Source organism: Clostridium sp. CX1, assembly GCF_025398335.1.
Classification (GTDB): domain Bacteria; phylum Bacillota; class Clostridia; order Clostridiales; family Clostridiaceae; genus Clostridium_AM; species Clostridium_AM tanneri.
Genome location: NZ_JAODOO010000023.1, coordinates 19,719 through 43,921 on the forward strand (window position 1 = coordinate 19,719; position 24,203 = coordinate 43,921).

General features: G+C 32.3%; 27 protein-coding genes and 1 riboswitch. Of the genes, 22 read left to right on the plus strand and 5 right to left on the minus strand.

Annotated features, from left to right (window positions below; translation table 11 throughout):
• Window positions 1-219: 219 nt before the first annotated feature.
• The 19 genes from N4T77_RS18325 (at window position 220) to N4T77_RS18415 (ending at window position 16,863) form a co-directional block, all read left to right on the plus strand.
• Window positions 220-1,206, plus strand: a complete 987-nt coding sequence (locus N4T77_RS18325; protein ID WP_261673311.1) for an Ig-like domain-containing protein — start codon at window positions 220-222, stop codon at window positions 1,204-1,206.
• Window positions 1,207-1,619: 413 nt separating this feature from the next.
• A riboswitch (cyclic di-GMP riboswitch) is annotated at window positions 1,620-1,705 on the plus strand.
• 13 nt (window positions 1,706-1,718) lie between these two features.
• Window positions 1,719-2,585: a transglutaminase domain-containing protein gene (locus tag N4T77_RS18330; RefSeq protein ID WP_261673312.1), complete on the plus strand. Its 867-nt coding sequence runs from the start codon at window positions 1,719-1,721 to the stop codon at window positions 2,583-2,585.
• Window positions 2,586-2,675: 90 nt separating this feature from the next.
• Window positions 2,676-3,287, plus strand: coding sequence for a class D sortase (locus N4T77_RS18335; RefSeq protein WP_261673313.1), 612 nt, complete (start codon window positions 2,676-2,678; stop codon window positions 3,285-3,287).
• A 5-nt stretch (window positions 3,288-3,292) separates the two neighbouring features.
• On the plus strand, window positions 3,293-3,481 hold the full coding sequence (locus N4T77_RS18340; RefSeq protein WP_261673314.1) for a hypothetical protein: 189 nt from the start codon (window positions 3,293-3,295) through the stop codon (window positions 3,479-3,481).
• Between the two features lie 89 nt (window positions 3,482-3,570).
• Window positions 3,571-3,825 (plus strand): nucleotidyltransferase domain-containing protein, encoded by a 255-nt coding sequence (locus tag N4T77_RS18345; RefSeq protein ID WP_261673315.1) that lies wholly within the window; start codon window positions 3,571-3,573, stop codon window positions 3,823-3,825.
• Window positions 3,818-4,066 (plus strand): HEPN domain-containing protein, encoded by a 249-nt coding sequence (locus N4T77_RS18350; RefSeq protein ID WP_261673316.1) that lies wholly within the window; start codon window positions 3,818-3,820, stop codon window positions 4,064-4,066. Before N4T77_RS18345 ends, N4T77_RS18350 begins: the two co-directional genes overlap by 8 nt.
• 208 nt (window positions 4,067-4,274) lie before the next feature.
• Entirely contained in the window at window positions 4,275-4,772 is a 498-nt protein-coding gene (locus N4T77_RS18355; RefSeq protein ID WP_261673317.1) for a MarR family winged helix-turn-helix transcriptional regulator, read from the plus strand.
• A 55-nt stretch (window positions 4,773-4,827) separates the two neighbouring features.
• Window positions 4,828-5,880: an HlyD family secretion protein gene (locus N4T77_RS18360; protein WP_261673318.1), complete on the plus strand. Its 1,053-nt coding sequence runs from the start codon at window positions 4,828-4,830 to the stop codon at window positions 5,878-5,880.
• 14 nt (window positions 5,881-5,894) lie between these two features.
• Window positions 5,895-7,073 carry an ABC transporter permease gene (locus N4T77_RS18365; protein WP_261673319.1) on the plus strand — a complete coding sequence of 393 codons (1,179 nt, stop codon included), beginning with the start codon at window positions 5,895-5,897 and terminating at the stop codon, window positions 7,071-7,073.
• Entirely contained in the window at window positions 7,070-8,254 is a 1,185-nt protein-coding gene (locus N4T77_RS18370) for an ABC transporter permease (protein ID WP_261673320.1), read from the plus strand. The genes N4T77_RS18365 and N4T77_RS18370 overlap by 4 nt, the downstream gene beginning before the upstream one ends.
• 363 nt (window positions 8,255-8,617) lie before the next feature.
• The gene (locus N4T77_RS18375) at window positions 8,618-9,487 is read left to right on the plus strand and encodes an SLAP domain-containing protein (RefSeq protein ID WP_261673321.1); all 870 of its coding nucleotides are present in this window, start codon (window positions 8,618-8,620) and stop codon (window positions 9,485-9,487) included.
• Between the two features lie 157 nt (window positions 9,488-9,644).
• Window positions 9,645-10,085: a MarR family winged helix-turn-helix transcriptional regulator gene (locus N4T77_RS18380; RefSeq protein WP_261673322.1), complete on the plus strand. Its 441-nt coding sequence runs from the start codon at window positions 9,645-9,647 to the stop codon at window positions 10,083-10,085.
• A gap of 204 nt (window positions 10,086-10,289) precedes the next feature.
• A complete protein-coding gene (locus tag N4T77_RS18385) occupies window positions 10,290-11,624 on the plus strand; it encodes an efflux RND transporter periplasmic adaptor subunit (protein WP_261673323.1) in 1,335 nt (444 codons plus the stop codon).
• Window positions 11,621-12,322, plus strand: coding sequence for an ABC transporter ATP-binding protein (locus tag N4T77_RS18390; protein ID WP_315903182.1), 702 nt, complete (start codon window positions 11,621-11,623; stop codon window positions 12,320-12,322). The genes N4T77_RS18385 and N4T77_RS18390 overlap by 4 nt, the downstream gene beginning before the upstream one ends.
• A 5-nt stretch (window positions 12,323-12,327) precedes the next feature.
• On the plus strand, window positions 12,328-13,542 hold the full coding sequence (locus N4T77_RS18395; protein WP_261673324.1) for an ABC transporter permease: 1,215 nt from the start codon (window positions 12,328-12,330) through the stop codon (window positions 13,540-13,542).
• Between the two features lie 270 nt (window positions 13,543-13,812).
• Window positions 13,813-14,304, plus strand: coding sequence for a hypothetical protein (locus N4T77_RS18400; RefSeq protein ID WP_261673325.1), 492 nt, complete (start codon window positions 13,813-13,815; stop codon window positions 14,302-14,304).
• Complete coding sequence (locus tag N4T77_RS18405; protein WP_261673327.1) at window positions 14,276-14,944, plus strand: accessory gene regulator ArgB-like protein; 669 nt, start codon at window positions 14,276-14,278, stop codon at window positions 14,942-14,944. Before N4T77_RS18400 ends, N4T77_RS18405 begins: the two co-directional genes overlap by 29 nt.
• A complete protein-coding gene (locus N4T77_RS18410) occupies window positions 14,941-15,087 on the plus strand; it encodes a cyclic lactone autoinducer peptide (protein ID WP_261673328.1) in 147 nt (48 codons plus the stop codon). Before N4T77_RS18405 ends, N4T77_RS18410 begins: the two co-directional genes overlap by 4 nt.
• 63 nt (window positions 15,088-15,150) lie before the next feature.
• The gene (locus N4T77_RS18415) at window positions 15,151-16,863 is read left to right on the plus strand and encodes a diguanylate cyclase (protein ID WP_261673329.1); all 1,713 of its coding nucleotides are present in this window, start codon (window positions 15,151-15,153) and stop codon (window positions 16,861-16,863) included.
• Between the two features lie 102 nt (window positions 16,864-16,965).
• Here N4T77_RS18415 and N4T77_RS18420 read toward each other — a convergent pair whose 3' ends face one another.
• A complete protein-coding gene (locus N4T77_RS18420; RefSeq protein WP_261673330.1) occupies window positions 16,966-18,354 on the minus strand; it encodes an FMN-binding protein in 1,389 nt (462 codons plus the stop codon).
• Window positions 18,355-18,662: 308 nt separating this feature from the next.
• On the opposite strand from N4T77_RS18420, the gene N4T77_RS18425 reads away from it, so the two are divergent.
• Entirely contained in the window at window positions 18,663-19,553 is an 891-nt protein-coding gene (locus N4T77_RS18425) for a 3-isopropylmalate dehydrogenase (RefSeq protein ID WP_261673331.1), read from the plus strand.
• Between the two features lie 142 nt (window positions 19,554-19,695).
• Here N4T77_RS18425 and N4T77_RS18430 read toward each other — a convergent pair whose 3' ends face one another.
• Window positions 19,696-19,827, minus strand: a complete 132-nt coding sequence (locus tag N4T77_RS18430) for a hypothetical protein (RefSeq protein ID WP_261673332.1) — start codon at window positions 19,825-19,827, stop codon at window positions 19,696-19,698.
• A gap of 87 nt (window positions 19,828-19,914) precedes the next feature.
• The gene (locus N4T77_RS18435; RefSeq protein ID WP_261673333.1) at window positions 19,915-20,484 is read right to left on the minus strand and encodes a CD3073 family putative ECF transporter S component; all 570 of its coding nucleotides are present in this window, start codon (window positions 20,482-20,484) and stop codon (window positions 19,915-19,917) included.
• 184 nt (window positions 20,485-20,668) lie between these two features.
• On the opposite strand from N4T77_RS18435, the gene N4T77_RS18440 reads away from it, so the two are divergent.
• A complete protein-coding gene (locus N4T77_RS18440) occupies window positions 20,669-21,226 on the plus strand; it encodes a CD3072 family TudS-related putative desulfidase (protein ID WP_261673334.1) in 558 nt (185 codons plus the stop codon).
• A gap of 125 nt (window positions 21,227-21,351) precedes the next feature.
• Window positions 21,352-22,725 carry a cell wall-binding repeat-containing protein gene (locus tag N4T77_RS18445; protein WP_261673335.1) on the plus strand — a complete coding sequence of 458 codons (1,374 nt, stop codon included), beginning with the start codon at window positions 21,352-21,354 and terminating at the stop codon, window positions 22,723-22,725.
• Between the two features lie 128 nt (window positions 22,726-22,853).
• Here N4T77_RS18445 and N4T77_RS18450 read toward each other — a convergent pair whose 3' ends face one another.
• Window positions 22,854-23,777, minus strand: a complete 924-nt coding sequence (locus N4T77_RS18450; protein ID WP_261673336.1) for a hypothetical protein — start codon at window positions 23,775-23,777, stop codon at window positions 22,854-22,856.
• Between the two features lie 37 nt (window positions 23,778-23,814).
• Window positions 23,815-24,203 (minus strand): ATP-binding protein (locus N4T77_RS18455; RefSeq protein WP_261673337.1); only part of this gene is annotated, 389 nt, incomplete at its 5' end.

The following is a 24,203-nucleotide window of genomic DNA, read 5'->3' on the forward strand; positions in this document are numbered from 1 at the left end:
GCCAATAAGAGCTTCTCACACAGGGCTGTTGCATTAGGAATAAATACTACAACATATTGTACTAATTTTAAGTTTGGAAACAATATATTGTATATAAGTTTTATAATGTAACAGCCCTATTTTTTTATAGTACTAGTTCGGTATACATATTAAAATATGGTATATTTATTGAGAGACAAGAATACTATTTACATTATAAAGGTTTTTAGGGGGATATTTATGAAGCGATTGCTTGGTTCACGGTTTATTGCCTTTCTGTTCATATCCATCTTTTTATTTCCTATTAATGCAAAGGCACAGACAGCTTCCTATACAATAGGGAATGTAAGTAATGCCAATGTTGGAGCTTATGTTTCATTTGGAGGAAAGACTTGGAGGCTGCTATATAATAACTATTTAATTCTTGATGAGCCAGCCGCATCTATGAATTATTCTCATGATAATAATTCTGACTATCTTGTTTCTGATATTAGAACATATCTTAACACTACATTTTTTAGCAGTTTAGGAGCAGAAAGAGGCTGCGTGAAAAATACCCATTGGTATATGCATTCTGTAAATGGGGATGCAGATGTAGAATTTGATGATAAGATTTGTTTATCAGGAGCATATGAGATATCTATACTAGACGAAATTCACAGTAATTTATCTGGCTCTGCATGGGTGCTTTTAAAACCTGTTGATAACGTAAAAGCTTATTATTATGATTTAAATAGCAACCAACTTAAGAATCAAGATAGTAACCAAGAAGGTTACATTTATGCTGCTATATGCTTAAATCCAGAGATAACAGTAACGGGTACTGGAACAAGTAGTGATCCTTATGTAGTACAGGTAGTAAGAGATACCGGAAGCAGCGGTCATGGTCCTTCTATTAGAAGTATTAAACTTAACTTAGCTAATAATAATCTAGTTGCAGGTTCTAAAACTACTATTCAACCTGTTGCAGTATATTCCAATTCTTCAGAGAAACATTTAGTTAATGTTAAAGCATATCTAGCAGATAAAGATATGCTTACTGGTAAATCACCTTATGATATAGTAGTTACAGGAAATGAAATAACTTATACATCTTCTAATGCTGATATAGCAGAAGTGGACAATAATGGGAACATTATAGCTAAGAGAGCTGGTACAACAAAAATAACTGTTACTTGTGCTGATTTTACTAGTACTATGGATATTACTGTTATTGAAAAAAAATAAACTGGGAGTTATTATAATTTGGAGTTTGGTTTAACCAAGCTCTTTTTATTTTACATGGTTATCAGTTACGCTCTGTAAATATATTTGTAATAAGTTTAAGGAAGCTAATACTTCAAAGACAATATAAAATTAAGTAACCAGTGGGGGAAGTCGCTGATATTATATACTACAAATAATGAAAGGAGGGATATTTAGGCTTAATCTAAAAAACATTATTAATGCCGCCTGAGAGCCTATTTTTTATAGATGAGCAGGTAAGGATTTAGGTAGAGAACATTAATAATGTTATATTTTAAAAGTCAGGATTAATTGCAAAATATGCAGATGTATAAAAGATAAATACGTTGATATTATCTGTTAGAAATGTTAAAGTTAAGTTATAGATTAAATTTATAATTTAATTTGTTGCTTTTCACCGATAATAGCAAACTATACGAAAGTATAGGACGCAAAGCTATAGGGCCTTACAGTTTTTACTGTGTGGCAGCCAGTTACCGAAGGGGGAGTTTTTCATGTATAAAAGGCTACCAAAGATAGCTTTATTTTTGATTTTTTCATTAAGCTTAGCATCCTTTCAAGGTAAAGTGGAAGCTAAGACAACCTCTGCTGATTACAGCAAAACTACTTTACTTTCTGCTTATGCAGTTAAGTCTAATAGTCCGCAAATTAACAAGGATTATGTTAAGGATGGATATGTACAAGTGATGTATAAAAACAGCAGCGGTAAGAAAATGAAGATATCAGTAAAAAGAGATACTAATGTTTACTACTACGATTTTGACGGTAAAGGAGAATATGAAAATTATCCGCTTCAAATGGGTAGTGGGAAGTATGATGTAACTTTATTAGAAAACCTTGAAGGGAAAAAATATGTAGAGGTAGAGAGCTGGAACATTGAGGCTAAGATAACTAATCCTAACGCTATGTATCTTATATCTAATAAAATAGTAGACTTTAGCAAAGCTAATACAGCGGTTAATAAGGCAGCTGCTTTAACTAAGGATATAGTTAGTAATGATAAGAAGGTTCAAGTGATTTACAGCTATTTAATAAATAATGTTAACTATGATTATAACAAGCTTAAAACTGTGCAGACCGGTTATGTACCAGATATTGATGCTGTAGTAAAATCATCTAAAGGCATTTGTTATGATTTTTCAGCGGTTTTTGCAGGAATGTTGAGAGCTGTTGGAGTGCCTACAAAGGTTGTAATGGGATACTCTGACAACGTTAAGGGTTATCATGCTTGGAACGAAGTTTATTTAGATGGAAAGTGGATAGTGGTAGATACAAGTGTTGATTCACAGGTAAAAGGGACAAGTGCTTCAATTGGTATGTATAAGCTATCTGACAGTTATCAAAAGGAAAAAGAATATTAGATTAGAGTAAAGGGAAGTCTTAGGACTTCCTTTAAATTTTACATAAAATATGGTATTATACAGATTAAGGAAAGGTAAAAAGGAGTTTTCATGAAAAAAGATAGGATTGTTTATAGAGGGGCTATAGGTATATTTTTAATATCCATATTAGTAATAGCCTATGCTTCTTATCAAATTATATATAGTAAAAATAAAGTTAAGAAAAACTTAGGAATCTTAGATAGTATTGAAAGGGATAAAAATATAAAGAATAGTAGCGGTGACACGGGTAGTAATCAAACTAAAGTGCAGGAGGACATTTATAGTAACCATGGAATTATGGGCAAGCTCATTATAGAAAGAACTAAAAAGGTATTGCCAATAGTTGAGGGCACCACTGAAGATAAGCTGAAAAGCGGTGCTGGACATTATGAGCACTCTTTTGCCCCTGGTGAAAGTGGAAATTGTGTCATATTTGGTCATAGAGATGGAGTTTTTTCAAATCTAGAAGAAGTGAAAATAAATGATATTATAACTATTGAAACGGACAAGGGCAAGTTTATCTATAAGGTTATCAGCACTGAAATAACTGAACCTAAGGAAGAAGAAGTTATTAAAGAGTGCAATGAAGCTATGCTCACATTAGTAACTTGTTATCCTTTTGGATATGTAGGGTCAGCACCAAAAAGATTTATTGTAGTTGCAAAGTTAGGATTTAAATAAAAACTTTGGTAAACAGAAGTGAGTATTCATCGTGCGCAAAATTAGACTTATATTTTGATGGAAAGGATTATGAGCCTTTTGCAGCCCCTATAGATATAAAACTGAAAAAAGAGAAGGAAGAACATTTTCAAAAGGTTATACCAGATATAGTTGTAATATGTGATAAAGATGAATTTAGAGGTATAAGTGTATGATATAATAAGTAGATTAAGAACTAAATTAAGAACTAAATTACTTAATGGTTGTATAGCAATTAGTGAGCTCCATGTTAAATTTTCTGAGGATGAATTTAGAATACCAGACATATCAGTATTTTGTGGCTAAAGGAATCTTTAAGGCTGATAGTGATATAGATTTGTGTATCATTAAGAATACAAATAATAAAAGACATCTACTAGCGGAAATGTATGTGGAAATAGAGAGCAGCATTCCTTTTGATTTAATTCTGTATACAGAAGCAGAGTGGGATGAATGTGTAGATGACAAAAATAGTTTTGCATATGTTATAAATAATACAGGAGTGAAGATATATGGTTGATACTTTACGGTATAAAGATTGGATAGAAAAAGCTGAAAGAGATATCAAATCTGCAAAAATACTAAAGGAGCATGATTGTGGAAACGATGTTGTGGCATTTCACTGTCAGCAAGCAGTAGAAAAGTCACTAAAGGCTTACTTAATAACTCGGGGTGAGGGAGTAGTAAGTGATTATGAAGTAGAAGAAAGTATACAAATAGCAGAGAAAGTTTATAAAACTGTTATTGATAGTATTGATTAACTGGAGTAAGCTTAGGTGAAGGCTACAGAAATTTACAGTAGTAAGTTTCTGTAGTCTTTTTGCTTTAATAATTAGTATTTAGACACAAGGAATATATTGACAACCATTCATAAGTTTCTTATAATTAATATGAAATTAATTAACATGTTTACTATTTATGTGTTAATAATAAATATATAAAATTTTGAGAACTTTGGAGGAGAATCAGGTGGCGAACAAAGAAAAGAAGGACTTATCTCATTTAATAAGCAATAGTCCCGTAGAAATTGATTCAATGAGATTAATTGAAATAATTATTAGAATAGGGGATTTAATAGAGCAGGTATTCGATAAGTTCTACAAAACTTATAAATTATCAAAGCCGCAATTTACTGCTCTTTATAGAATTTATCTAACTGGAGAGGATGGAATTGCTTTATCTGTTCTTGGAGATCAAATGTCTGTAACAAGAGCTAATATAACATCTCTAGTTGATAGAATGGTTTCAAGGGGATTGATAAAGAGAATTACCAATGAGAATGATAGAAGAAGTATAAATGCGGTAATAACAGAGGAAGGAAAAGAGATTTTAGAGAAGGTATTACCGGACAAGGAAGAACTTACTTCAGAGGTGTTGAATTTTCTATCAGGTAATGAGAGGGAGCATTTTTATGAACTACTCATAAAAGTGGAAAAATACTTGATTGCAAATTATTTTAACAAATAGAAGCACAGGCTATTTTAGCTTCATAAGCAGCTAATATTATACAGGGGGGTTTTTCATGAAACGCAAAAATATTGTACTAGCAACATCTTTATTAACAATGGTAAGTCTTTTTACAGCATGCTCCACTAATGTACGCAGTTTAACAGGAGATAAAGTAATAAAGCAAAGTAATGGACACCTAACAGTTCAAGGAAATGTAGAAACTAAAGAGGTAAATATAAATTCCAAAACCTCAGGAAGAATAACAGCAATAAATATAAAAGAAGGAGACAACGCTAAAGGTGGACAAGTTTTGATAACTATCGACAATAGCACTCTGCAAGCAAAAGAGGCTCAGACAGAGGCCCAAATTCAAGCAGCTACAGGGCAGAAAAAGGCAGCAGAAGCAGCAAAACAGGCAGCGGAGGCAGTACTTCAAAAGGCAAAAAATGGAGCAAGACCAGAAGAACTTGCACAGCTTAAGGCTCAATATGATTTAGCTAAAGTAACTTATGATAGAGTAAAGGCATTATCTGATCAGGAATTTGTACCACAGGCTGATCTTGATAAGGCTCAGACTCAGCTTGAACTGGCAAAACAGCAGTATGACCTTGCTAAAAATGGTGCTAGAGCAGAGGACATAGCTGCAGCACAGGCTCAAGTAAGTCAAGCAGAATCTACAATACAGGCAGCTGAAGGACAAATTAAGCAGGCCCAAGGTGGATTAAGTGAGGTTCAGACGTATATTAATGATACTACTATAACTGCACCATTAGACGGAATAATAACTCAATTAAATGTTGAAGTTGGAGAGTTAGTAACTCCAGGAATGCCTCTTGTTGTATTAACGAATACAGCTGCACCTTGGATTGAGTGCAATGTGAAGGAAACAGACCTTTCAAAGGTTAAGTTAAATGGAGAGGTTTCTGTAAAGTTCTCAGCTTATCCTAATCAGCAGTTTAAAGGAAAGATAGTCAGAATAAATGAAAAACCTGATTTTGCAGTTAAAAGAGCTACAAATGATAATGGTGAGTTTGATGTATTATCCTATGGTGTAAAAGTAGAGCTAACTAGTATAGATAAGCCACTTCATGCGGGAATGACAGCTATTGTTGACCTTGGAAAGTGATGTGAGAATTAATCATGAATGAAAAGTTATTAAAGCTTATAGGTCTAGGTGTAAAAATTAAAAGCTTATTTTTTTCCTTCTTATTTGTACTTGGAATTCCTGTTATCTGCAGCTTTATATTAGGTTATCAAATGGAACATCACCAGATTCAACATATTCCAACGGCTATTGTAGACCATGACAATTCTCAATTTAGCCAAATGCTTATCAAAGAAATAAAAACAAATGAAATATTTAATGTAACTAATTATAGCGATAGAGATGAGGATATTAAGACGCTAATAGAACAGGAGCAGATAAGAGTTGGAGTAATTATTCCAGAGAATTTTTCAAAGGATTTATTTAGTGGTAATGGACCTAGAGTACTTGTGTTTTATGATGGCTCACAAATGTCCGTTACCAGTGCTGCCAAGGCAAGAATGAGTGAAATTCTACTTAGCATTAAAACTGGATATTTAAAAAAGGTAGTGGAAGGAAAGCTAAACGTAATGCCTGAGGTATCTCAAAACTACGTTCTTCCAATGTATTTTAATTATAGACTTCTAAATAATCCAACTAGAAATTATATAAACTTTCTTATTCCAGGGATGATTATCTCTATTATTCAGGTTAGTCTTGTAATGCTAGGAGTGGATATAGTTAGAAAAGATGAAAAAAGCTATTTGTGGCTGTGGCTTAAAGGGATCTTAGGAGGACTTTTCGGAGTGCTTTCTATAGGAATAAGTTTAGGAGTTCAGTTTAAGTATTTTGATGTACCCTTTAGAGGGACAGCAGAGGGAGCTATCATATTAACTCTTCTATACTCTATAGGATTAGTAAGCTATGGTGTGTTAGTAAGAACTATTTTGCCAGATAAAATAGCTGCCTTGCAGGTAGGTGCAATATCCATTCTTCCAACAACTATTTTAGCAGGTTTTACCTTCCCTGTTATGGGAATGCCAGTCTTCTTTCAGAAGTTATCAGAATATCTTCCATTCTTGCACTATGGGGAGACTATGAGGGATTTGTGTTTAAAAAACATTGGAATGGAATATATTCTGCCTCAAATACACTGGTTATTTAAGTTTGTATTGTATATATGGGCAGCAACCTTTGCTATCTTTATGTTAAAGAAACTTGTTAAAAGAGAATATAATCGTATAAAAAGTAATAAAAATCAGCAGCAACAAGCTGAAGAGGTGATTCAAGCATGAAGAAAAAGCTACCTTTTAGAGTTAGGCCAGTAACATTAAAGAACATTTTTTTACTTACCTTAGGACCAGTGCTTTTTATTTCTCTTTTAGGATTGGTTTTTAGTAAAATTTTTGTTGAGGAAATTCCAATGGGGATTCTAGACATGGACAATTCCTCTATATCAAGAAATGTTGTGAAGCAGTTTGAAGAAACTTCAAAGTTTAAGGTTGTTTATCGTGCTCAGACTGATGAAGAGCTTAATGAAGCGATAAAGACAAAAAAAGTTAGTGTAGGGCTTATTATACCTCATAATTTTGCCAAGGATGCAAATGCTATAAAAGCGCCTAAAACTTTATTATTGATAGATGAAACTAATATAGTAATAGGAAATAATGCTCTATCCTATGGAAGTGAAATATTAAATACTATTAATGCTGGCATTCAGCTTAATGTTTTAGAGGCAAATAATATGGTGCCTTATGCAGCTCAAAAATCTATAGGAGCGCTATCCTTTACGGAAAGGATACTTTATGATCCCCAATTAAGTTATATGAGATACTTGCTTTATGCTATGATAGGAGCTGTTGTTCAGCAGGTGTATATTGGAGCCTTAGCACCAGTATTAATTGAAGAAAAACTAAGCATGGTAAAAATGAAGCTTCGTTCAAAGGAAGGAGTAAGAAAGCTGCTTAAAATTTCTTTGAAAATTTTAGTTTTTGCTACAATGGCAGCGGTGGGAGCTACTGGCAGCTTGTACGCAGCAGGAAAGTATTTTTATCTTCCTCTTAAGGGAAGCTTAATAGATTATTTTATTCTTCTTACCATATTTCTTTTAGATCTTACAGCCATATCCTTTGTTTTTGCCTTCGTATTTGATGCAATGGACCAATGCGTTCGGTTTAGTATGTTTTTATCTGTACCTACCTTCCTTACAGCTGGGTACGTATGGCCAGAGTATATGATGCCAGCAGGTTTCTTCAGTGTGGTAAAAAAGATATGGCCACTGGTGTACTTTATTAATCCGCTGAAGACTATGAATTTAAAGGGCGTAGATTTTGCTATTATTGCACCTTATGTACAGGGTGGAATATATTATGCACTATTTTGGCTGCCTCTAGGAGTAGGATTATACTTATTTAAAATCTTTGGTTTTAAAGTTGTACAGAGAAAATTAATGAAGCCAAAGGAAAATGCAAGCTAATAATTATAGGAGACTAGTAGATTATTCTAAATGACTACTAGTCTCTTTTGAAGACCGAGAATGTTGCATAAAGCTATTTCTTAGGTAAATGGGGAGATATACATAAAAATGGGCAAAGAAGTATAAAATATTATAACAACAAGTCTAATTATAAAAGCTAAAAGAAGAATTTGTAGGAATAATAAGAAAAAATAACTTCTATATAATATGTAAATTGATTTTACAAAATCATTATGATATATTAAACTAGTAAAATATAATGTAGAAATAGGTATAGTTACTATCGAAGTTTGTAAGTAAGGTCTTTTATTAAGTAGTAACTATTGTGAAAGTATATTAATGAGAGAAACTTGGAGGTATAAAATGGAAAAGAAAAAGCAAGAAGCTAATAGCAGTGGAAGTGTAAATAATGATAAAACATATGTGTCTACGGTACTTTCACTTTTAGAGCATGATGAAAATGTAATGTCTGATGTTCAAAAAGAAATCTTAGAAGAAGAAATAGCAGAGCTTCCAAAAATAGTTGAAGGACAACTTAATGTAACTGGTATCTATGCTTATGATCAAGGTGAAAAATTTGAAGTTAAAGCTTATATAAGAAATGGACTTTCAGAGAAGGTAATTTTAAGAAAGGTTCCTTTTTATATATTAAATTCTAAAGATGAGATTTTAGGTCAACAAATGTTTAATTTAGAATCTTTAGGTGAATTGCCACCACGTTCTGCAAGACCAGTAAAGCTTTATTTTGAGAAGAAAAATATAAAAGTTGACACTATACCAATGGATGATTGGAAGCTAGCTTTCGATGCAAGATTAAAGGCTTCTAAAACTGTTAGGGTTCAGTTTGAAGATCTGCCAGAGGATATAGATATAGCTGATAAGCTTGTTTATGATAACTTCTTAAATGAAATTCCTGAACTAAACGAAGGAGAAGTTTCTCTATCTACTTTTAGCGTAGGAATACAAAAGAATGGAAATATATTAGTTACACTAGTAGCAAGAAACGGAAACAATCAACCAATAAATATAGAAAAAGTTCCTGTTACTTTAAAGGATCCTAATGGAACTGTTGTAAAGTCAGAGTTATTTAAGCTAAGTGACTTTACAATTAACCCTCTTAAGGCAAGAATCTGCAACCTTATTTTCCCTACAGGAGTAAAGGTAGAAGAGGATACTGCTTTAAAGGATTGGACTGTATCCTTTAAACTAGAGGAACTTGGAAGTAGAAGTTAAGTTTAGGGCTATATCCCTTAAAAAGAACCGTCAGTAATGATGGTTTTCTTTTTTTGTGGATGAAAGATTTAACATTACAAGTTGTAACTAGAAATATACTAAAATTCATGATAAAATTATTTCATAATTGAAATAATTTATCATGAGAGGAAATATAATGAGTAAAAAAGAGGTATATGAAATTGCACAGGAATTAATAAAAGTGCTTAAACTACTAAAAAGGAGAACAATAAATAATACTGATAAAAAGGGATTAAACATATCTTCATATATGATATTGCATCTTCTAAAAGATGAGCCAAGAAAAACCTTAACTGAAATAAGCGAAAGTTTAGGACTGCCTAATAGTACTGCATCAGTTTTAGTAGATAAGCTTGTAAAAGAGGGCCTTGTAGATAGAATTAGAGATAGTGATGATAGAAGAAGAGCTAGTATATGTTTAACAGATAAGGCAGAACAATATGTGGAAGGAATAAAGGTAGCGCATATGGAAAACTTTGGACAAATAATGAGGGATGCAAGTGATAGTGAACTAGAAGAAATTCTAAAAGGCTTAAGGATGTTATCGAGAACAATAGAGGGCAATAGCAGAGAATAGTTATAAAGAAATCGTCAGAAATGACGATTTTTTGTTCATAAACTAACAGTTAATAAATAGTTAAGAAAAAGTTAAGAAATATATACCACAAATGTAGATTATAATTGAAATGTAGAAATACGCTTAAATTAATGATAAGCTTATGTAGTAACTGAAATATTGTTACAAAAAAGGAATTATAATCTAGGTAAGAGGGGAAAGAGTATGGGAGTAAAACTGAAGTCTATTAAGATTAAAAAAAAGGTAGTAATTATAGGAATTATTGCCCTAGCTGTTGTGGGTATGGGAGTATCATCCTATGCAAAGGCGAAAAAAGCTAAGGTTAAAGAGGTAACATTAGCTAAGGTGACAAAAAAGAAAGTTGTACAATCTGCATCTGCAGAGGGTAATGTAGAAGCGAAATACAGAAATGATATAGCACTAAATCCATCACAGAAGGTTGTGAAGGTTTTAGTTAGTGAAGGACAGCAGGTAAAAAAGGGGGACATACTAGTAGAACTGGATGTTGCGGATTATGAAAATCAAATCCAAAAAGCAAAGCTAAACTTATCTAATGCACAGTCTACACTAAATCAACTTCTTGGAACAGGAATAGCAGCAGATAGAAGTAATGCTCAAAATGGATTATCACAGGCACAGATAACCCTTGAAAATGCACAAAGGAATTATGATGATTTAAGTAAAAAACACCAGCAGAATGAAGGGTTACTTAAGCAGGGGTACATACCACAAAGCGACTTTGATGCTTCTAAAAAAGCCTTTGAAGATGCAGCTAATGCTGTTAAGTCTGCTAGATCTGCTTTAACAAACTCACAGGTAGCTTTTAGTAATGTAAATTCATCTAGTAATGACAAGGTAACTGCTCAAAGAAACCAGATAGCCTTAGCACAAGCAGATATAGATAATTTGACTAAGAAAATAGAAGAGAGTAAGTTAAGAGCTAATACTGATGGAGTAGTAATAAAGATGGATGCTAAGGAGAATCAATTTCCTAAGGCTGGAGATATGGTAATTGTAGATGATAACTCATTGTATAAGATAGCTGTAGACATGAATCAATATGATGCAGTAAAGGTTGTTAAGGGACAGAAAGCAAATATTAAAGTAAAAGGTTCAGATAAAAAGTATACTGGTCAGGTAACGGATATAGGGGAAATGGCTCAGGCAAAAACTAATGGCACAAATCAAGAATATAAGGTTAATATTAAGATTACTATGGACAATCCTGATGATAAAGTGAAGGCTGGCTATGAAGCTGACTCAGAAATTGTAATAAATGAGAAAGACAACGTGCTTACAGTTGGCTTCGATGGCATTAAAGATGAAAAAAGTACAGGCAAAAAGTATGTTTATGTAGTAAACAAAGAGAACAAAGTTGAGAAAAAGTACGTAAAGATTGGTATTGAGACAGAATATGATGTAGAAATCAAAGAGGGCCTTAAAGAGGGGGACAGATATATTGTAAATCCTTCAGAAAACCTTCATGAGGGAGATGTGGTTACAGAAGGAGCAAAGAAAAGTGAGGGGACTAAAAAGTGATAATTAAGCTTGAAAATCTGGTTAAAGTATATGATACTGGAGCAATTCAATTAAAAGCTTTAAAAGGTGTAAATCTTGAAATAGAGGAAAAGGAATATGTGGCTATAATGGGGGCTTCCGGCTCAGGAAAATCTACATTGATGAACATACTAGGATGTTTAGACAAGCTTACTGAAGGCAAATATTATTTAGACGGAGTTGACATATCCTCTCTTGATGATAATAGTCTTGCAAGTATCAGAAACAAAAAGATAGGCTTTGTATTTCAGGCCTTTAATCTGCTTCCAAAGCTTACCGCCATTGCTAATGTTGAACTGCCAATGATGTATGCAGGTTTGCCAAAGGCTGAAAGAGAAAGACGCGCAAAGACAGCTTTAGACAGAGTTGGACTTTCTGATAGAGTACATCATAAGCCAAATGAGTTGTCTGGAGGACAAAAGCAGAGGGTAGCTATAGCAAGAGCTCTTGTAAATGATCCAACAATAATACTTGCAGACGAGCCTACAGGAAACTTAGATAGTAAATCCAGTGAGGAGATAATGGGGATTTTTCAGGAACTTAATGATGAAGGAGTAACTATAGTTATGGTTACTCATGAGCCTGATATAGCCCAGCATACTAAAAGAGCCATTGTCTTTAAAGATGGAAATATTATCTCAGACAATCTAGTGGAAGATAGAACTATAGTTAGGGGGTAAGGACAGTGAATATAGCGGAAAGTTTTCAATCTGCACTGCAAAGTGTAAGATCAAATAAAATGAGGTCCTTCCTCACTATGCTCGGTATAATTATAGGAATATCTTCTGTAATTACAATAGTATCTATAGGTGATGGAGCAAAGCTTTATGTAACAAATCAATTTCAGGATATTGGTACTAATATAGTTAATGTTAAAATGAACTCTAACACAGATGAAGGGGTAAAAGAAAGAGATTACTATACTCTAGAGGATATGGATCTTTTAAAGGAAAAAGTGCCTGAAATCACATCTGTTGTAACTAATATCGGGGACATGGGTTCTCTGCAAACTGAAAATAACAAGTCAAGACGTATGTATGTTTCAGGAACCAATGCTGGATCTATGAAGTATTTTAATGTGAAAATAGCAAAAGGACGATATCTCAATGAAAATGATGTAGAGAGTATAAAGAATGTTGCAGTAATAGATGATAAAACTGCAATAAAGCTTTTTGGCAATATTGATGCAGTAGGAGAAAGAGTAAAGATAAACGTTGAAGACAAAAGTATTAATGTAACTATCATAGGTGTGTCGGCAGATCCTAATGCTGCTCTTGGAGAGTCTCTTAATCCTGATATGCCTGGAACTATGATAATTCCTATAACTATAGGAGAAAGAATATTCAGAGATACGAAAATATCAAGCTTAACAGTAACTCTTTCAGATATGAAGAATGCAGATCAGATAGGCACAAAGATACTAAGAATTCTTGAAAGTAAACATCAAAATAAAGGGAAGTATATTGTTGAGCAGGGATTCAAAGAGTTAGACCAGGTAAATAAGATGTTAAGCATGTTAACCTTAGGCCTTGGAGCTATAGCAGCTATATCTCTATTAGTTGGAGGTATAGGAGTTATGAACATAATGCTGGTGTCTGTTACCGAAAGAACTAGGGAGATAGGTATAAGAAAAGCAATAGGAGCAAAAACAAGAGATATTAAGATACAGTTTCTTATGGAGTCAGTAATACTTTGCTTAATAGGAGGAGCTATCGGAACTATACTGGGTATATCCTTAGGCAAGCTTGCAAGCTCCTTTATGCATATACAGATTCCGATATCTATGAGGGTAATACTAATATCCTTTGGCTTCTCATCAGCAGTCGGTATTTTCTTCGGAATGTATCCTGCAGGTAAAGCAGCGAAGCTTGACCCTATTGAAGCCTTGAGATATGAGTAGACAAACTAGGGACAGTTTGCAAGTATTCAACAAAATAGATCAAGCTATTAAAGAGCTGAGGATCATCTCAGGTAAAATATATACAACTTTTTAGTATTTAGGGGATAAATTCAAGTTTATCCCCTAAAGCATTGTTAAGCTTAAATTGAAGAAAGTGTAAAATATTAAGCACAACTGTCATTTTTTATATTTGTATATTCACCAAGTAAGAAATTAGTGGTATAATTACATAGTATGGAAATAAGTATTACCTATCATATGAGGTGAATTATGTTAAAACTATCGGTGCTAGAAATTTTTTTAAGGCTTATTCCTGAATCGCTTATACTTATTTTAGCAGCATATGCTTTTTCAGGTAAAAGTATTAATAAGATAAATTTTTTCGTATCTACTATATTAATATCAATAGCAACTTACTTAGTAAGAATGCTTCCAATTCATTTTGGAGTACATACAATAATACTTCTTATAATTTATGTTTTAATAACTGTTAATATCAATAAAATTAATATTATTAAAGCTACATCTGCTGGGCTAACTTCAGCAACTATACTTTTTATTTGCGAATGGATTAATGTGTTTATAATAACAGATTTACTAAAATTTAATATTGAAAATATGTTAAAAAATGATTTACTAAAGGTGGTATATGGAATTCCGTCTATAGTACTATTTGCTCTAATTATTTTTGCAATATGGAGAAGAAGTTTGTATTTGGGAAAGGCAGGTAGGGATGTTTCTAATAGAGAAAATATCAAATAATTTAGCATTTAAAGTTGCTTCTAGCCTAAACTTAGACAAAGATAAGGAAGAAGTTATTGCTTATGGAGCATTTAACTTTATACAAACCATTTGGTCTATTTTTATGGTTATGATTTTAGGTATAATATTCAAAGTTCCAGTAAAGGCTTTAATTATCTCTTTTAGCATCAGCATATTAAGAAAGTACTCTGGAGGAGCTCATTCTAGTTCGCCTAATCGTTGTGCGATTATAGGAGCAATTACTGCAGTTGGACTAGCCTTATTTGTAGAATATACTTATAAATTTTTAGATTTAAACTGGATTATTATTATATCAGTTTTTACTTTCCTATTTGCATACTATAATATTTGTAAATATGCACCAGTAGATAGTCCAGCTAAACCTATTGTAAAGGAAAAATCTAAGCAGAGGATGAAAAAAAAATCAATTCTTACACTTAATGTACTAGCTGTTTTTATGATAATAATAGTAATTAGTCAATTTACAATAGAAAATAAATATTATCTGCCGGTTGCTATGTGCATTTGTTTAGGTGTTCTATGGCAGGTGTTAACACTTACACCGAAAGGGTATCTAGTGTTATTAAATATAGATATTTCCTTTGAAAAAATTGTAAAAATATTGGGGGGAAAAAAATGAAAAACTTTAAAGTAAAGGCACTAAAGTGCATGATGATGTTAGCTGCATCAGCATTTACATTTTTCGCACTTTCAACTTCAGCATCAGCATGTACTTGGGGGTTTTATCAACCTGAAGAACCTAAGTGCTTAAGAGAAGAGTAATATAAAGGTCGATTATTCGACCTTTATATTTATCTTTAATAATTGCATAAAAAGGTGTTTAAAATGAATGAAATAATAAATAGAAGGCAAAACAAGGTTTATGAGATAGTATCGATTGTAAAGATAACCTCACTATTGTTTTGTGGAATTATAGTCTTCAACTTGTTTTTTTGTAATAAAAAGATTTATAGAACTGCAAGTGATGAATTTTTCAATGTGTTTCCAATAGGAATGTCCATATGTATATTAGTATTAATTTATGCCATATGGATAATCTTTTCTATAAAAAAAATTAATTTAAGAAATATAAAGATCATACAGATAATTGAAGATTTCATATTTATTTTGCTATTTACGATTCTGGTTATTTTATCAGAGGGTCATTTAAGTCAATATAAATTATTGTTTTTATTTATTATTATAACATCAACAATACAATCAAAGATGAAACATGGAATTATAGTGGCCGCTATATCATCAATGATAGTGTTAACAATAGATCTAGTTTATGGCAGGAAGTTGGATGTTAACTATTACTTTGAAAATGATTTAATTTTATGTGGAATTTTCACATTGACCGCCTGGCTACTAGGATACTATGTTAAGATTGAGAATGAGTATATTGATAAACTATCTAACTTAGCTAATATAGACGGACTAACCGAAGTTTATAACCATAGGTTTTTTCAGGATGCTTTAAAAAGTGTGATTGAAAAAGCGAAAGAGTCAAAATTTTCAGTCTCACTAATACTACTGGATATTGATTATTTTAAGCATTACAATGACCTTAACGGGCATCAAAAAGGTGATGATGTTCTAAGGCAAATAGGCTATATACTAAATAACAATGTAAGAAAAGGTGATATAGTCGCTAGATATGGCGGGGAAGAATTTGTTATTATACTATCCAATACCGATGAAAAGACTTCAATTACCGTAGCTGAAAGAATTAGAGCAGAAGTGGAAAGATGGGAATTTGAAGGTGAAAAAAACCAGCCTAATGGAAAAATTACAATATCAGTGGGAGTGTCAACTTTCCCAAGCAAAGCAAAAAACGAAGTAGAGTTAATTAACAGTGCTGATGATGCACTATATAGAGCTAAATTCTTTAATAAAAACAGGGTAGAAACTTACCATTCTGTTCTAGAAGAATTAAAGAAAGATATTGAAGAAGAGCACATAGACTTAATTACATCAATAAAAACATTGATTAGTATAATAAATAATAAAGATAGATATACATATGGGCATATTGAAAGAGTTGTAATGTTCGCCAAGCTTTTGGCAAATAAGCTGGAGCTTACTAGTAAAGAAAAGAAAACTTTAAAATATGCTGCTTATTTACACGATATAGGAAAAATAAATATTGCAAAAGAAATATTAAATAAAAAGATGTCCTTAACTAATGAGGAATGGGAGATATTAAAGCAGCATCCAGCAAATGGAGTTGATCTTATAAGATCTGTAGAGTCTTTGAAAGAGGTAGCACCTATAATTCTATATCATCACGAAAGATATGACGGCAAAGGATATCCAGCTCAGCTAAAAAAAGATGAAATTCCGTATCTCTCCAGGATTCTAACGGTAGTAGATAGCTTTGATGCAATGACATCTAACAGGCCATATGGGCTTAGAAAGAATTATGAAGATGCTTTATTAGAACTTAGAAAGTGTGCAGGGACTCAGTTTGATCCTGAAATTGCAGAAAAGTTTATAGAAGTAGTTAACGAAAATAAGGACAAGTTTGATAGCCTGGTGTCCTTTAATGAAAAATAGAGTATGTCTTCACTATAATGCAAGTAATTAATAAAGGTCTGCCAAAAGGCAGGCCTTTATTATATCTTTCATCCTATTCTAAGCAGTTTTCAGTACAGGCTTTTATCTATGTCTCTGTCTACGATTGCCATCAAACTCTGGTCTTATGTTATCTCCAAAGTTGTCGTTTGGAGCGTTAGGTTCATTATACTCTTCATGTGGATAGCTTTCTTCTCCAGTATATCTATCTGAATTGCTAGATTCACCAGTAGATTGGTTATCACTTTCTTTTGCTGTACTATTATCATCAGAACCGCCAATTTTAGCCTGGCTAAGTGCATCTTCTACTGCTTCTATTATTCCATCACTTGATCTAGTTGCACCGGACACTGTATCTACATCCGTTGACTGTGATTCTATAATTTCCTTAGGTATTGTATCAAAAGGGATTGTAGTATATCTAGGCGTTTCATTATTTGACAATATTTGAACATCAGTAATCTTATCATTTTTTATTGTAACAGAAACCTTTAAATTCGGTCGGTAGCCACGGCCTGTTCCTTCATAAGTTCCATCTTTATACTTCTTTCCCTCTGTACTGCTTGTACTATTGCTATTTTCCGATGTTGAATTCTCAGTTCTTGATGAGTTAGTACCTGTAGTCAAACCTACATTACTTTTGCCAACAAGGGTTGTTGATAAGAAGTATATGGCTATAAAGCTCAGAATTATTACACCACTGACTAAAATAGGACTAAGTTTCCTTCCTATCGCTTTTAGCTCAGTATTACTTCTAGGACAAGAACTTATGCATTTCATGCAATTTATACATTCCCCACTGTTTACCACATCTACTTTATAAAGCTTTATTCCCATGGAACAATTATTTGTACAGATTCGGCATTTTCCACATTTTTCTCTGTTTTTATTTATTCTCAGAAGTCTAAGCTTAGAAGTGATAGAAAAAATAGCTCCTAGAGGACATAAGTACCTGCAGAAAAATCGTTCTATGAACATAGCTCCTACAATTATTAATCCTAATATTCCAAAACCTATTGGATATAAAAATATTGTTTCAGTAATTTCAGTTGATTGAGCAAAGGCATTCCAAGGGCTGTAGCTATCAAGGGAATTACCAATCACCCATGAAAAAAGTACTATAAATAGTAATACTATATATTTTAAGTATTTTAATATTGAGTCTACTTTTTCTTTTACTAAGAATTTGGTCTTAAATAGCTTATTAGATAAAATATAAATAACATCATTAAGAGCACCAAAGGCACAAATCCATCCACAAAAGAATCTGCCCAGTAATATTGTCATCAGTATAATTATAATTGCCTCCAGTAGTTGTGGAAGAGCTGTTGCAAAATTGAAGTTACCTGCAGCAATCATTGAGTAAAGCTGCTTTAATTCACCAAAGGTTAAAGTGAATAAGCTAGGTAAGAAAAATAAAAATCCTATTTGGATAATAAATCTTAATACTTGAAGTCTAGATACTTTCTTCATATATTTGGGCCTCCTTTAGTTATTTCCATCAAGAATTCATTTTACTCTTGGATTGTTACAGGATGATTACAGTTTAGTTATAATTTTGTCTAATTATATTTTGGGTTTTTAAAAGACTGGTAAAAAATTAAAATAATCTATAATTTGTTTTTTCCTATGAGTTATTTGATAAAGTTTGGTTGGCGTTTATATATACATAGCATAGAAGGTTGAAGCTGAGCTAAGGGTATGAATATTTAGAAAGCTGTATATAAAAGTAAAAACATATATGATATAATAATGTAAATAAAACTAAGGCAGTGATAAAAGTGTCAAAAGAAAAAATAAAGTGGCATCCGGCATTTACTGCAGCAATGCAGCTAGAGCTAAAAGAATATAAAGAACACTTGGAGTTTTTAACAGAATATCAGTTAACCGATGAACCTTTAAGAATAGACATATTAGTTATAAAGAAATTAGATGACATACAAATAGGAAAGCTCATAGGAAGAATATTTAAAAAATACAATGTATTTGAATATAAATCACCAACAGATTATATATCAGTAGATGACTATTATAAAGTAAAAGCATATGTATACTTATATAAGGCCTTATCAGAGGGAACAAATAAGATAAACATAAAAGAAATGACCATTACACTAACTTCAAATAGATATCCAAGGAAATTAGTAGAATATCTAAAAAATGAACAGGGAGCAATAGTAAAAAGAAAAGAGGATGGAATATATTATATAGAAGGTACAGATGTTGAAACACAGCTTATAGTTGCAAAAGAGTTAAGAGATGAAGATGCGAGATATTTAAAATTACTTCAAATAGAGCATAGCAATAAAGAACTGATAAGAAAATGGATAACAGAATACATAAGCAATGTAAAAAATCCGCTATATGGAGTAATAATGAATGTGTTAACAGAAGCAAATCCAAATGAACTATTGGAGGTGTACAAAGATATGGGAATAGGGAAAATAAGTAGTGACAATAGAGAATTTATAATGGAAGTTATAAAAAAATTGGAATTAGATAAAAAGCTCAAAGAAGAAGGTAAAGAAGAGGGGATAAAGGAAGGGATAAAAGAAGGAATAAAAGAAGGAAAACTAGATGTAGCAAGAAATTTATTAGATGTTTTAGATATAGAAACAATTGCAATGAAAACAGGGTTATCTATAGAGGAGATAAAAAAGTTAAAAAAGTAACATGAACTATATTATTCAAGAGAGAGGTTCAATAAGAGAAACTACAGAGATTTATAATAGATAAATCTCTGTAGTTTTTAATCTAAATAAGTATTTTGCTAAGTTAAATTCAATAATTGAAAGCACTTTACATAGTTAAAGTCTATCTAAAGTGCTTTTTAAATTTTAAGAATAGCAGTGCTCCTATTATAGAGCCAAGTATAATTCCAAGTAAAAAAGTACCTAAGAGAGACTTAATCAATTGAGATAGTGACATAAATATCTTTGCTTCCATTAAAACACCTTATAAGCAAAATTGATAATCACTAATATAGTATTCAGGATACTGAAAATTTATTAATAGATTATAATAAATTTTCAGTTATGTATAAAAGTTATTATACTTTTCTGGTTTATATTGACTAGGAAGTTTTTTTACTAGAGCTAGTACTAAAAGTGATGATAAAACTTTATCTACAATATTTCCAGTAATTCTTGGAATGAATGTTGATGTAAATATATCGGAACCAGATTTTCTAAGAAGCAGTACTAGAAAGTCATTTCCTGTACCTGTAACTCCTCCATATAGCCACACGGCAATAGGGGTACCTATTAATGGACAAATAACTGATAGAAGTAGTCCAGTTACTATAGCAGTAGTTAAGCTAAATCCAAATTTTTTAACTATATATCCTACTACAAGTCCAACAACTACGTTAACTAACAAAAATGGTATGTCTTTAGGGCTAAAAATCATACCTGTAATGATATTTGACACTGCACCTACAGAAGCCCCATACCAAGGACCAAAGTATGCTGCAGCAAAAATTGTACCTATAGTATCAAGGAAAAGCAAAGGAATTTTTAGTTGGGCAACAGCTGTACCTAGTACAATGTTTAAAGCTACAGCTATTGCGCAAAGTATAACTGCAAATGTTTTCTTGTTTCTCATAAATAGCACCTTCTTCTATAAATATAGTATTAGTCCCTATACAATTGTAATGTAGGTAAATAAAAATTTGAAATAGGAATTACCTATAGTTCTAAGGTAAAGTATTATGAAAAACGATAGCTTCATTCTGCTCTAGTAATGTAAAATAATCTTGAACATATATATGATAGAAGGAGATAACCCTATGAAAAGGACTAAAAAGATTGTAATCGTAAGTCACTGCATACTAAATGTTAATTCAAAGGTGGAGGGATGTTGTGAGTTTGGTCAAGTTTCTTCAAATTTTATTAAGTACTTAATAGATAATGACTATGGAATAATTCAAATGCCATGTCCTGAAACTACTATCTATGGAATAAAAAGATGGGGGCATGTTAAAGAACAATTTGACACTCCTTATTATAGAAAACACTGTAGAGGTATATTTGAACCGATATTAGAGCAAATTGAAGACTATATTAACAATGGATATAAAATAAAAGCTTTAATTGGTATAAATGGAAGTCCAAGTTGTGGACACAGCTTAACGTGTTCATCAAATTCTTGGGGTGGGGAGTTTGCCAGTAGTGCAGATACTGATGAAAAAATAAGTAACCTAAAGTGCATAACTTCTCCAGGAATTTTTATAGAGGAAATAGAGAAGATGCTTAAAGATAGAGGAATAGAGATAGAACTTGCTGCTGTGGATGAAGAAAATGAAGAACTTACTATGAATAATATAAGAAAGATATTAGAAGCATAGCTAGGTAGATTGAGCCTAGAAAAGAATCATCGTAAAAGATGGTTCTTTTAGGTTGGAATATTTTGACCAAAAATGCAAAATCCTTTATAATAAAGTTGAATACATCATGATCTGGAGGGAGATATATGAAAAAACTAATGAAATTTGCCCTGGCGCAAACGATGATTTTATCTTTAGTACTATCCACAAAGGCATTTGCCAGTGGAAGTAATGTGGGCAGAATTTACGGGATGGATAGATTTGAAACCTCAATTAACGTTTCTAATAACTTCAGCAGCGGAACAGTAGAAAATGTTATTGTGGCTAGTGGAAATAACTTTCCTGATGCCTTAGCAGGAAGTGTTCTTTCAAAGAAGCTAAATGCTCCAATTCTTCTAGTTGATAAATCTTTAAGTGGAAGTAAAGACTCTATCAATTATATAAGAAACCACTTAGACACAAAGGGAACTGTTTATGTTTTAGGGGGACAGGCTTCTATAAGTGAAGAATATGTAAATTATATTAGATCCTTAGGCTTTAACAATATAAAAAGGCTAGGGGGAATAAATAGATTTGATACTAATAAAGTTATTGTAGAAAGTATGAATGCAGCTAGCAAGACACCATTAGTTATAGTTAACGGCAACAACTTTCCTGATGCACTAAGTATATCAAGTATTGCAGGTATTAAAGGTTATCCAATAATTTTAAGTAATCAAAACTCATTGCCAGATGAGGTAAAGGGAAAGATTAGTGAAATACAGCCTTCTTCTGTTTATATTATAGGTGGACAAGGTTCCTTGAAGGATAGCATTATTTCTGAAGTAAAAGCTTTAGTTCCTAGTATAGAGGATGACAAAATTATAAGAATATGGGGTCAGGACAGATATGAGACTTCATTAAATATATGTAAGTATTTTAATCTAGATACCGATACTGTGGTAATTGCTAATGGAGAGAATTTCCCAGATGCTTTATCTGGAAGTGCTTTGGCAGCAAAATTACAGGCTCCTATTTTGTTGACTAATGGAAGGGATATAGGTACTCAAAAGAGTTACATAGACACTACAAATTACAAAAATAAAATAATACTTGGCGGCAAGGGTGCTGTAAGTGATGATGTTGAAAATATACTAAAGGCCGTAGAAAAGAAACAGTTTACTATAACTAATAAGTATGAGGAAAATGGAAAGTATTATATTGAAGGAAGGTATTCAAGATTCGTTACTGATATAAATGAAGCTTTAGAATATGAAAAAAGGACAGGCTACGATGTTGTTGATGAATACGAAGGACAATACTACATACCAGATGATGGTTTTGATATGCCTATAAGTGAAATTGTGAAGTTAGAAGTATCTAAGGATGCAGAACTAACTAAGCTATATTTTAGTGATAACGGTGATATTTTATTAGTTAAAACTGATTTTACAGGCTTAGATATTCAAGTTAGTGACACCTTTGATTTAGTAATTGAAGATGGTGTTGTAGTGAAGATGGAACAGCAGTACAGACCATAGTTAAGATAAATTTCTATTACTATATCGAAGAGTTCTAGTGCAGCATTGTGGTTTTAGAGAAAGAGCTTTATTAATAGTAAAAGGGTTGGCTCCAATGACTTATGTATTTGGAGCCAACTCTTTTTTATTTAATGAATTTCGGTAAATTCACGGAAGTAGTACTTGCCGCCTATTTTATTAAACTTAATACCAAAGTCCATGCCATTTTTCTTTAGGTAAACATATACTTCCATATCATTTTTCACTGAAAGCTGAAATTGGTTAAAATAAGGGGAAACCTCATCACCGCCAAATTCCGGTACAGCACTGATAAGTTTCTGAGCTTCCTGTTGAGGATTGAAAACACATTGTGCCAGCAGACCTTTCTCACCATAAGTAAGTCCAAAGAGTACCATATAGGCAGCACCGTAAATATTGGTGTTGTTAAAGGTTATATCTCCTCCTTGGTTCATAATCCCTTCAAGGTCCTTTATTGTTACTACTTGTCCTTTATGAGACTGCTCAAATGCTCTAAGCTTCGCACTAAGTTCTGGATCAGCATAGGGAGCAGGAGTATTAGTAGTTTGAGATATAGTGCTGGTATTTGGAGAATATTGAACCTCCTGTTTTGTTATAGTAGTATTGTTATTTACCGGTTCACTAGAAGAACTTGTATTAGAGGTATTTTCCTTTATAATAATTGATTTAGCAATCTTTTTAAATAAATCATAGTTGCTTTTGAAGAAATCCTCAGTAACCATAGCTTCTACTTTGTACATACTAGTTTTTGTAAAAACATAGGCAGAAAATTCCTTAGAGTTTGCAGTATCATATTCAAATATGTAGACATTTTCTCCAGTAGATATTTTATCCGTTTCTAACCTTCTTGCATTTTCCTTTAATATTTCAATAAACTTGCTAGTATCGTTATCAGCAACAGGAGCAATATTGAAGGAAACTAGATTTTTTTCATCCTTGTATAAAATTTTTCCATAAGGGTCTGCAAGATTAGCTTTGTCTTTCCATTGTTTTGGGTAAGAAAACTCAAAAGTTGAATAAGTTTCTTTAATCATATCAGATTCTTCGGTGGAACTGTTGTTAGCAGCAACCTTACTCCCTATGGTTTATCCTATAGTTGCTTTCCCTTCCCTCCATTTCAATTATATAATCCTTACACATCTCAATAATCCGGCTGCCTACCCCTTCATCAAAATACAGCAGCCTCTCTGAGGTAAACTCTGAAGACACAATAATAGGCAGGTTCTTCATGTACCTATAATTAATTATTTCAAAGATTATGTTGATATCTGATTCATTAATTTTACCCTTAAATAGGTCGTCAATAATTAAAACCTCTGCAGATTTGTACTTTCTTATGCAGCTGGCGTAGTATTCCTCATCTAAAATGTTCTGTTTTAGTTTTAAGATTTCATCTCTATAGGACATATAAATTACATGAAAGCCCTTTGCTAAAAGGTTCAAGCCAATGGCAATGCTTA

What these genes read in the sequence shown, in the direction of transcription:
- N4T77_RS18330 (WP_261673312.1), top strand. Translation starts at nt 1,719, where the DNA reads ATGTATAAAAGGCTACCAAAGATAGCTTTATTTTTGATTTTTTCATTA.
- N4T77_RS18405 (WP_261673327.1), top strand. Translation starts at nt 14,276, where the DNA reads ATGTTTCTAATAGAGAAAATATCAAATAATTTAGCATTTAAAGTTGCT.
- N4T77_RS18400 (WP_261673325.1), top strand. Translation starts at nt 13,813, where the DNA reads ATGTTAAAACTATCGGTGCTAGAAATTTTTTTAAGGCTTATTCCTGAA.
- N4T77_RS18415 (WP_261673329.1), top strand. Translation starts at nt 15,151, where the DNA reads ATGAATGAAATAATAAATAGAAGGCAAAACAAGGTTTATGAGATAGTA.
- N4T77_RS18380 (WP_261673322.1), top strand. Translation starts at nt 9,645, where the DNA reads ATGAGTAAAAAAGAGGTATATGAAATTGCACAGGAATTAATAAAAGTG.
- N4T77_RS18335 (WP_261673313.1), top strand. Translation starts at nt 2,676, where the DNA reads ATGAAAAAAGATAGGATTGTTTATAGAGGGGCTATAGGTATATTTTTA.
- N4T77_RS18365 (WP_261673319.1), top strand. Translation starts at nt 5,895, where the DNA reads ATGAATGAAAAGTTATTAAAGCTTATAGGTCTAGGTGTAAAAATTAAA.
- N4T77_RS18375 (WP_261673321.1), top strand. Translation starts at nt 8,618, where the DNA reads ATGGAAAAGAAAAAGCAAGAAGCTAATAGCAGTGGAAGTGTAAATAAT.
- N4T77_RS18445 (WP_261673335.1), top strand. Translation starts at nt 21,352, where the DNA reads ATGAAAAAACTAATGAAATTTGCCCTGGCGCAAACGATGATTTTATCT.
- N4T77_RS18440 (WP_261673334.1), top strand. Translation starts at nt 20,669, where the DNA reads ATGAAAAGGACTAAAAAGATTGTAATCGTAAGTCACTGCATACTAAAT.
- N4T77_RS18345 (WP_261673315.1), top strand. Translation starts at nt 3,571, where the DNA reads ATGAATTTAGAATACCAGACATATCAGTATTTTGTGGCTAAAGGAATC.
- N4T77_RS18435 (WP_261673333.1), bottom strand. Translation starts at nt 20,484, where the DNA reads ATGAGAAACAAGAAAACATTTGCAGTTATACTTTGCGCAATAGCTGTA.
- N4T77_RS18450 (WP_261673336.1), bottom strand. Translation starts at nt 23,777, where the DNA reads ATGATTAAAGAAACTTATTCAACTTTTGAGTTTTCTTACCCAAAACAA.
- N4T77_RS18430 (WP_261673332.1), bottom strand. Translation starts at nt 19,827, where the DNA reads ATGGAAGCAAAGATATTTATGTCACTATCTCAATTGATTAAGTCTCTC.
- N4T77_RS18420 (WP_261673330.1), bottom strand. Translation starts at nt 18,354, where the DNA reads ATGAAGAAAGTATCTAGACTTCAAGTATTAAGATTTATTATCCAAATA.
- N4T77_RS18360 (WP_261673318.1), top strand. Translation starts at nt 4,828, where the DNA reads ATGAAACGCAAAAATATTGTACTAGCAACATCTTTATTAACAATGGTA.
- N4T77_RS18410 (WP_261673328.1), top strand. Translation starts at nt 14,941, where the DNA reads ATGAAAAACTTTAAAGTAAAGGCACTAAAGTGCATGATGATGTTAGCT.
- N4T77_RS18370 (WP_261673320.1), top strand. Translation starts at nt 7,070, where the DNA reads ATGAAGAAAAAGCTACCTTTTAGAGTTAGGCCAGTAACATTAAAGAAC.
- N4T77_RS18385 (WP_261673323.1), top strand. Translation starts at nt 10,290, where the DNA reads ATGGGAGTAAAACTGAAGTCTATTAAGATTAAAAAAAAGGTAGTAATT.
- N4T77_RS18325 (WP_261673311.1), top strand. Translation starts at nt 220, where the DNA reads ATGAAGCGATTGCTTGGTTCACGGTTTATTGCCTTTCTGTTCATATCC.
- N4T77_RS18350 (WP_261673316.1), top strand. Translation starts at nt 3,818, where the DNA reads ATGGTTGATACTTTACGGTATAAAGATTGGATAGAAAAAGCTGAAAGA.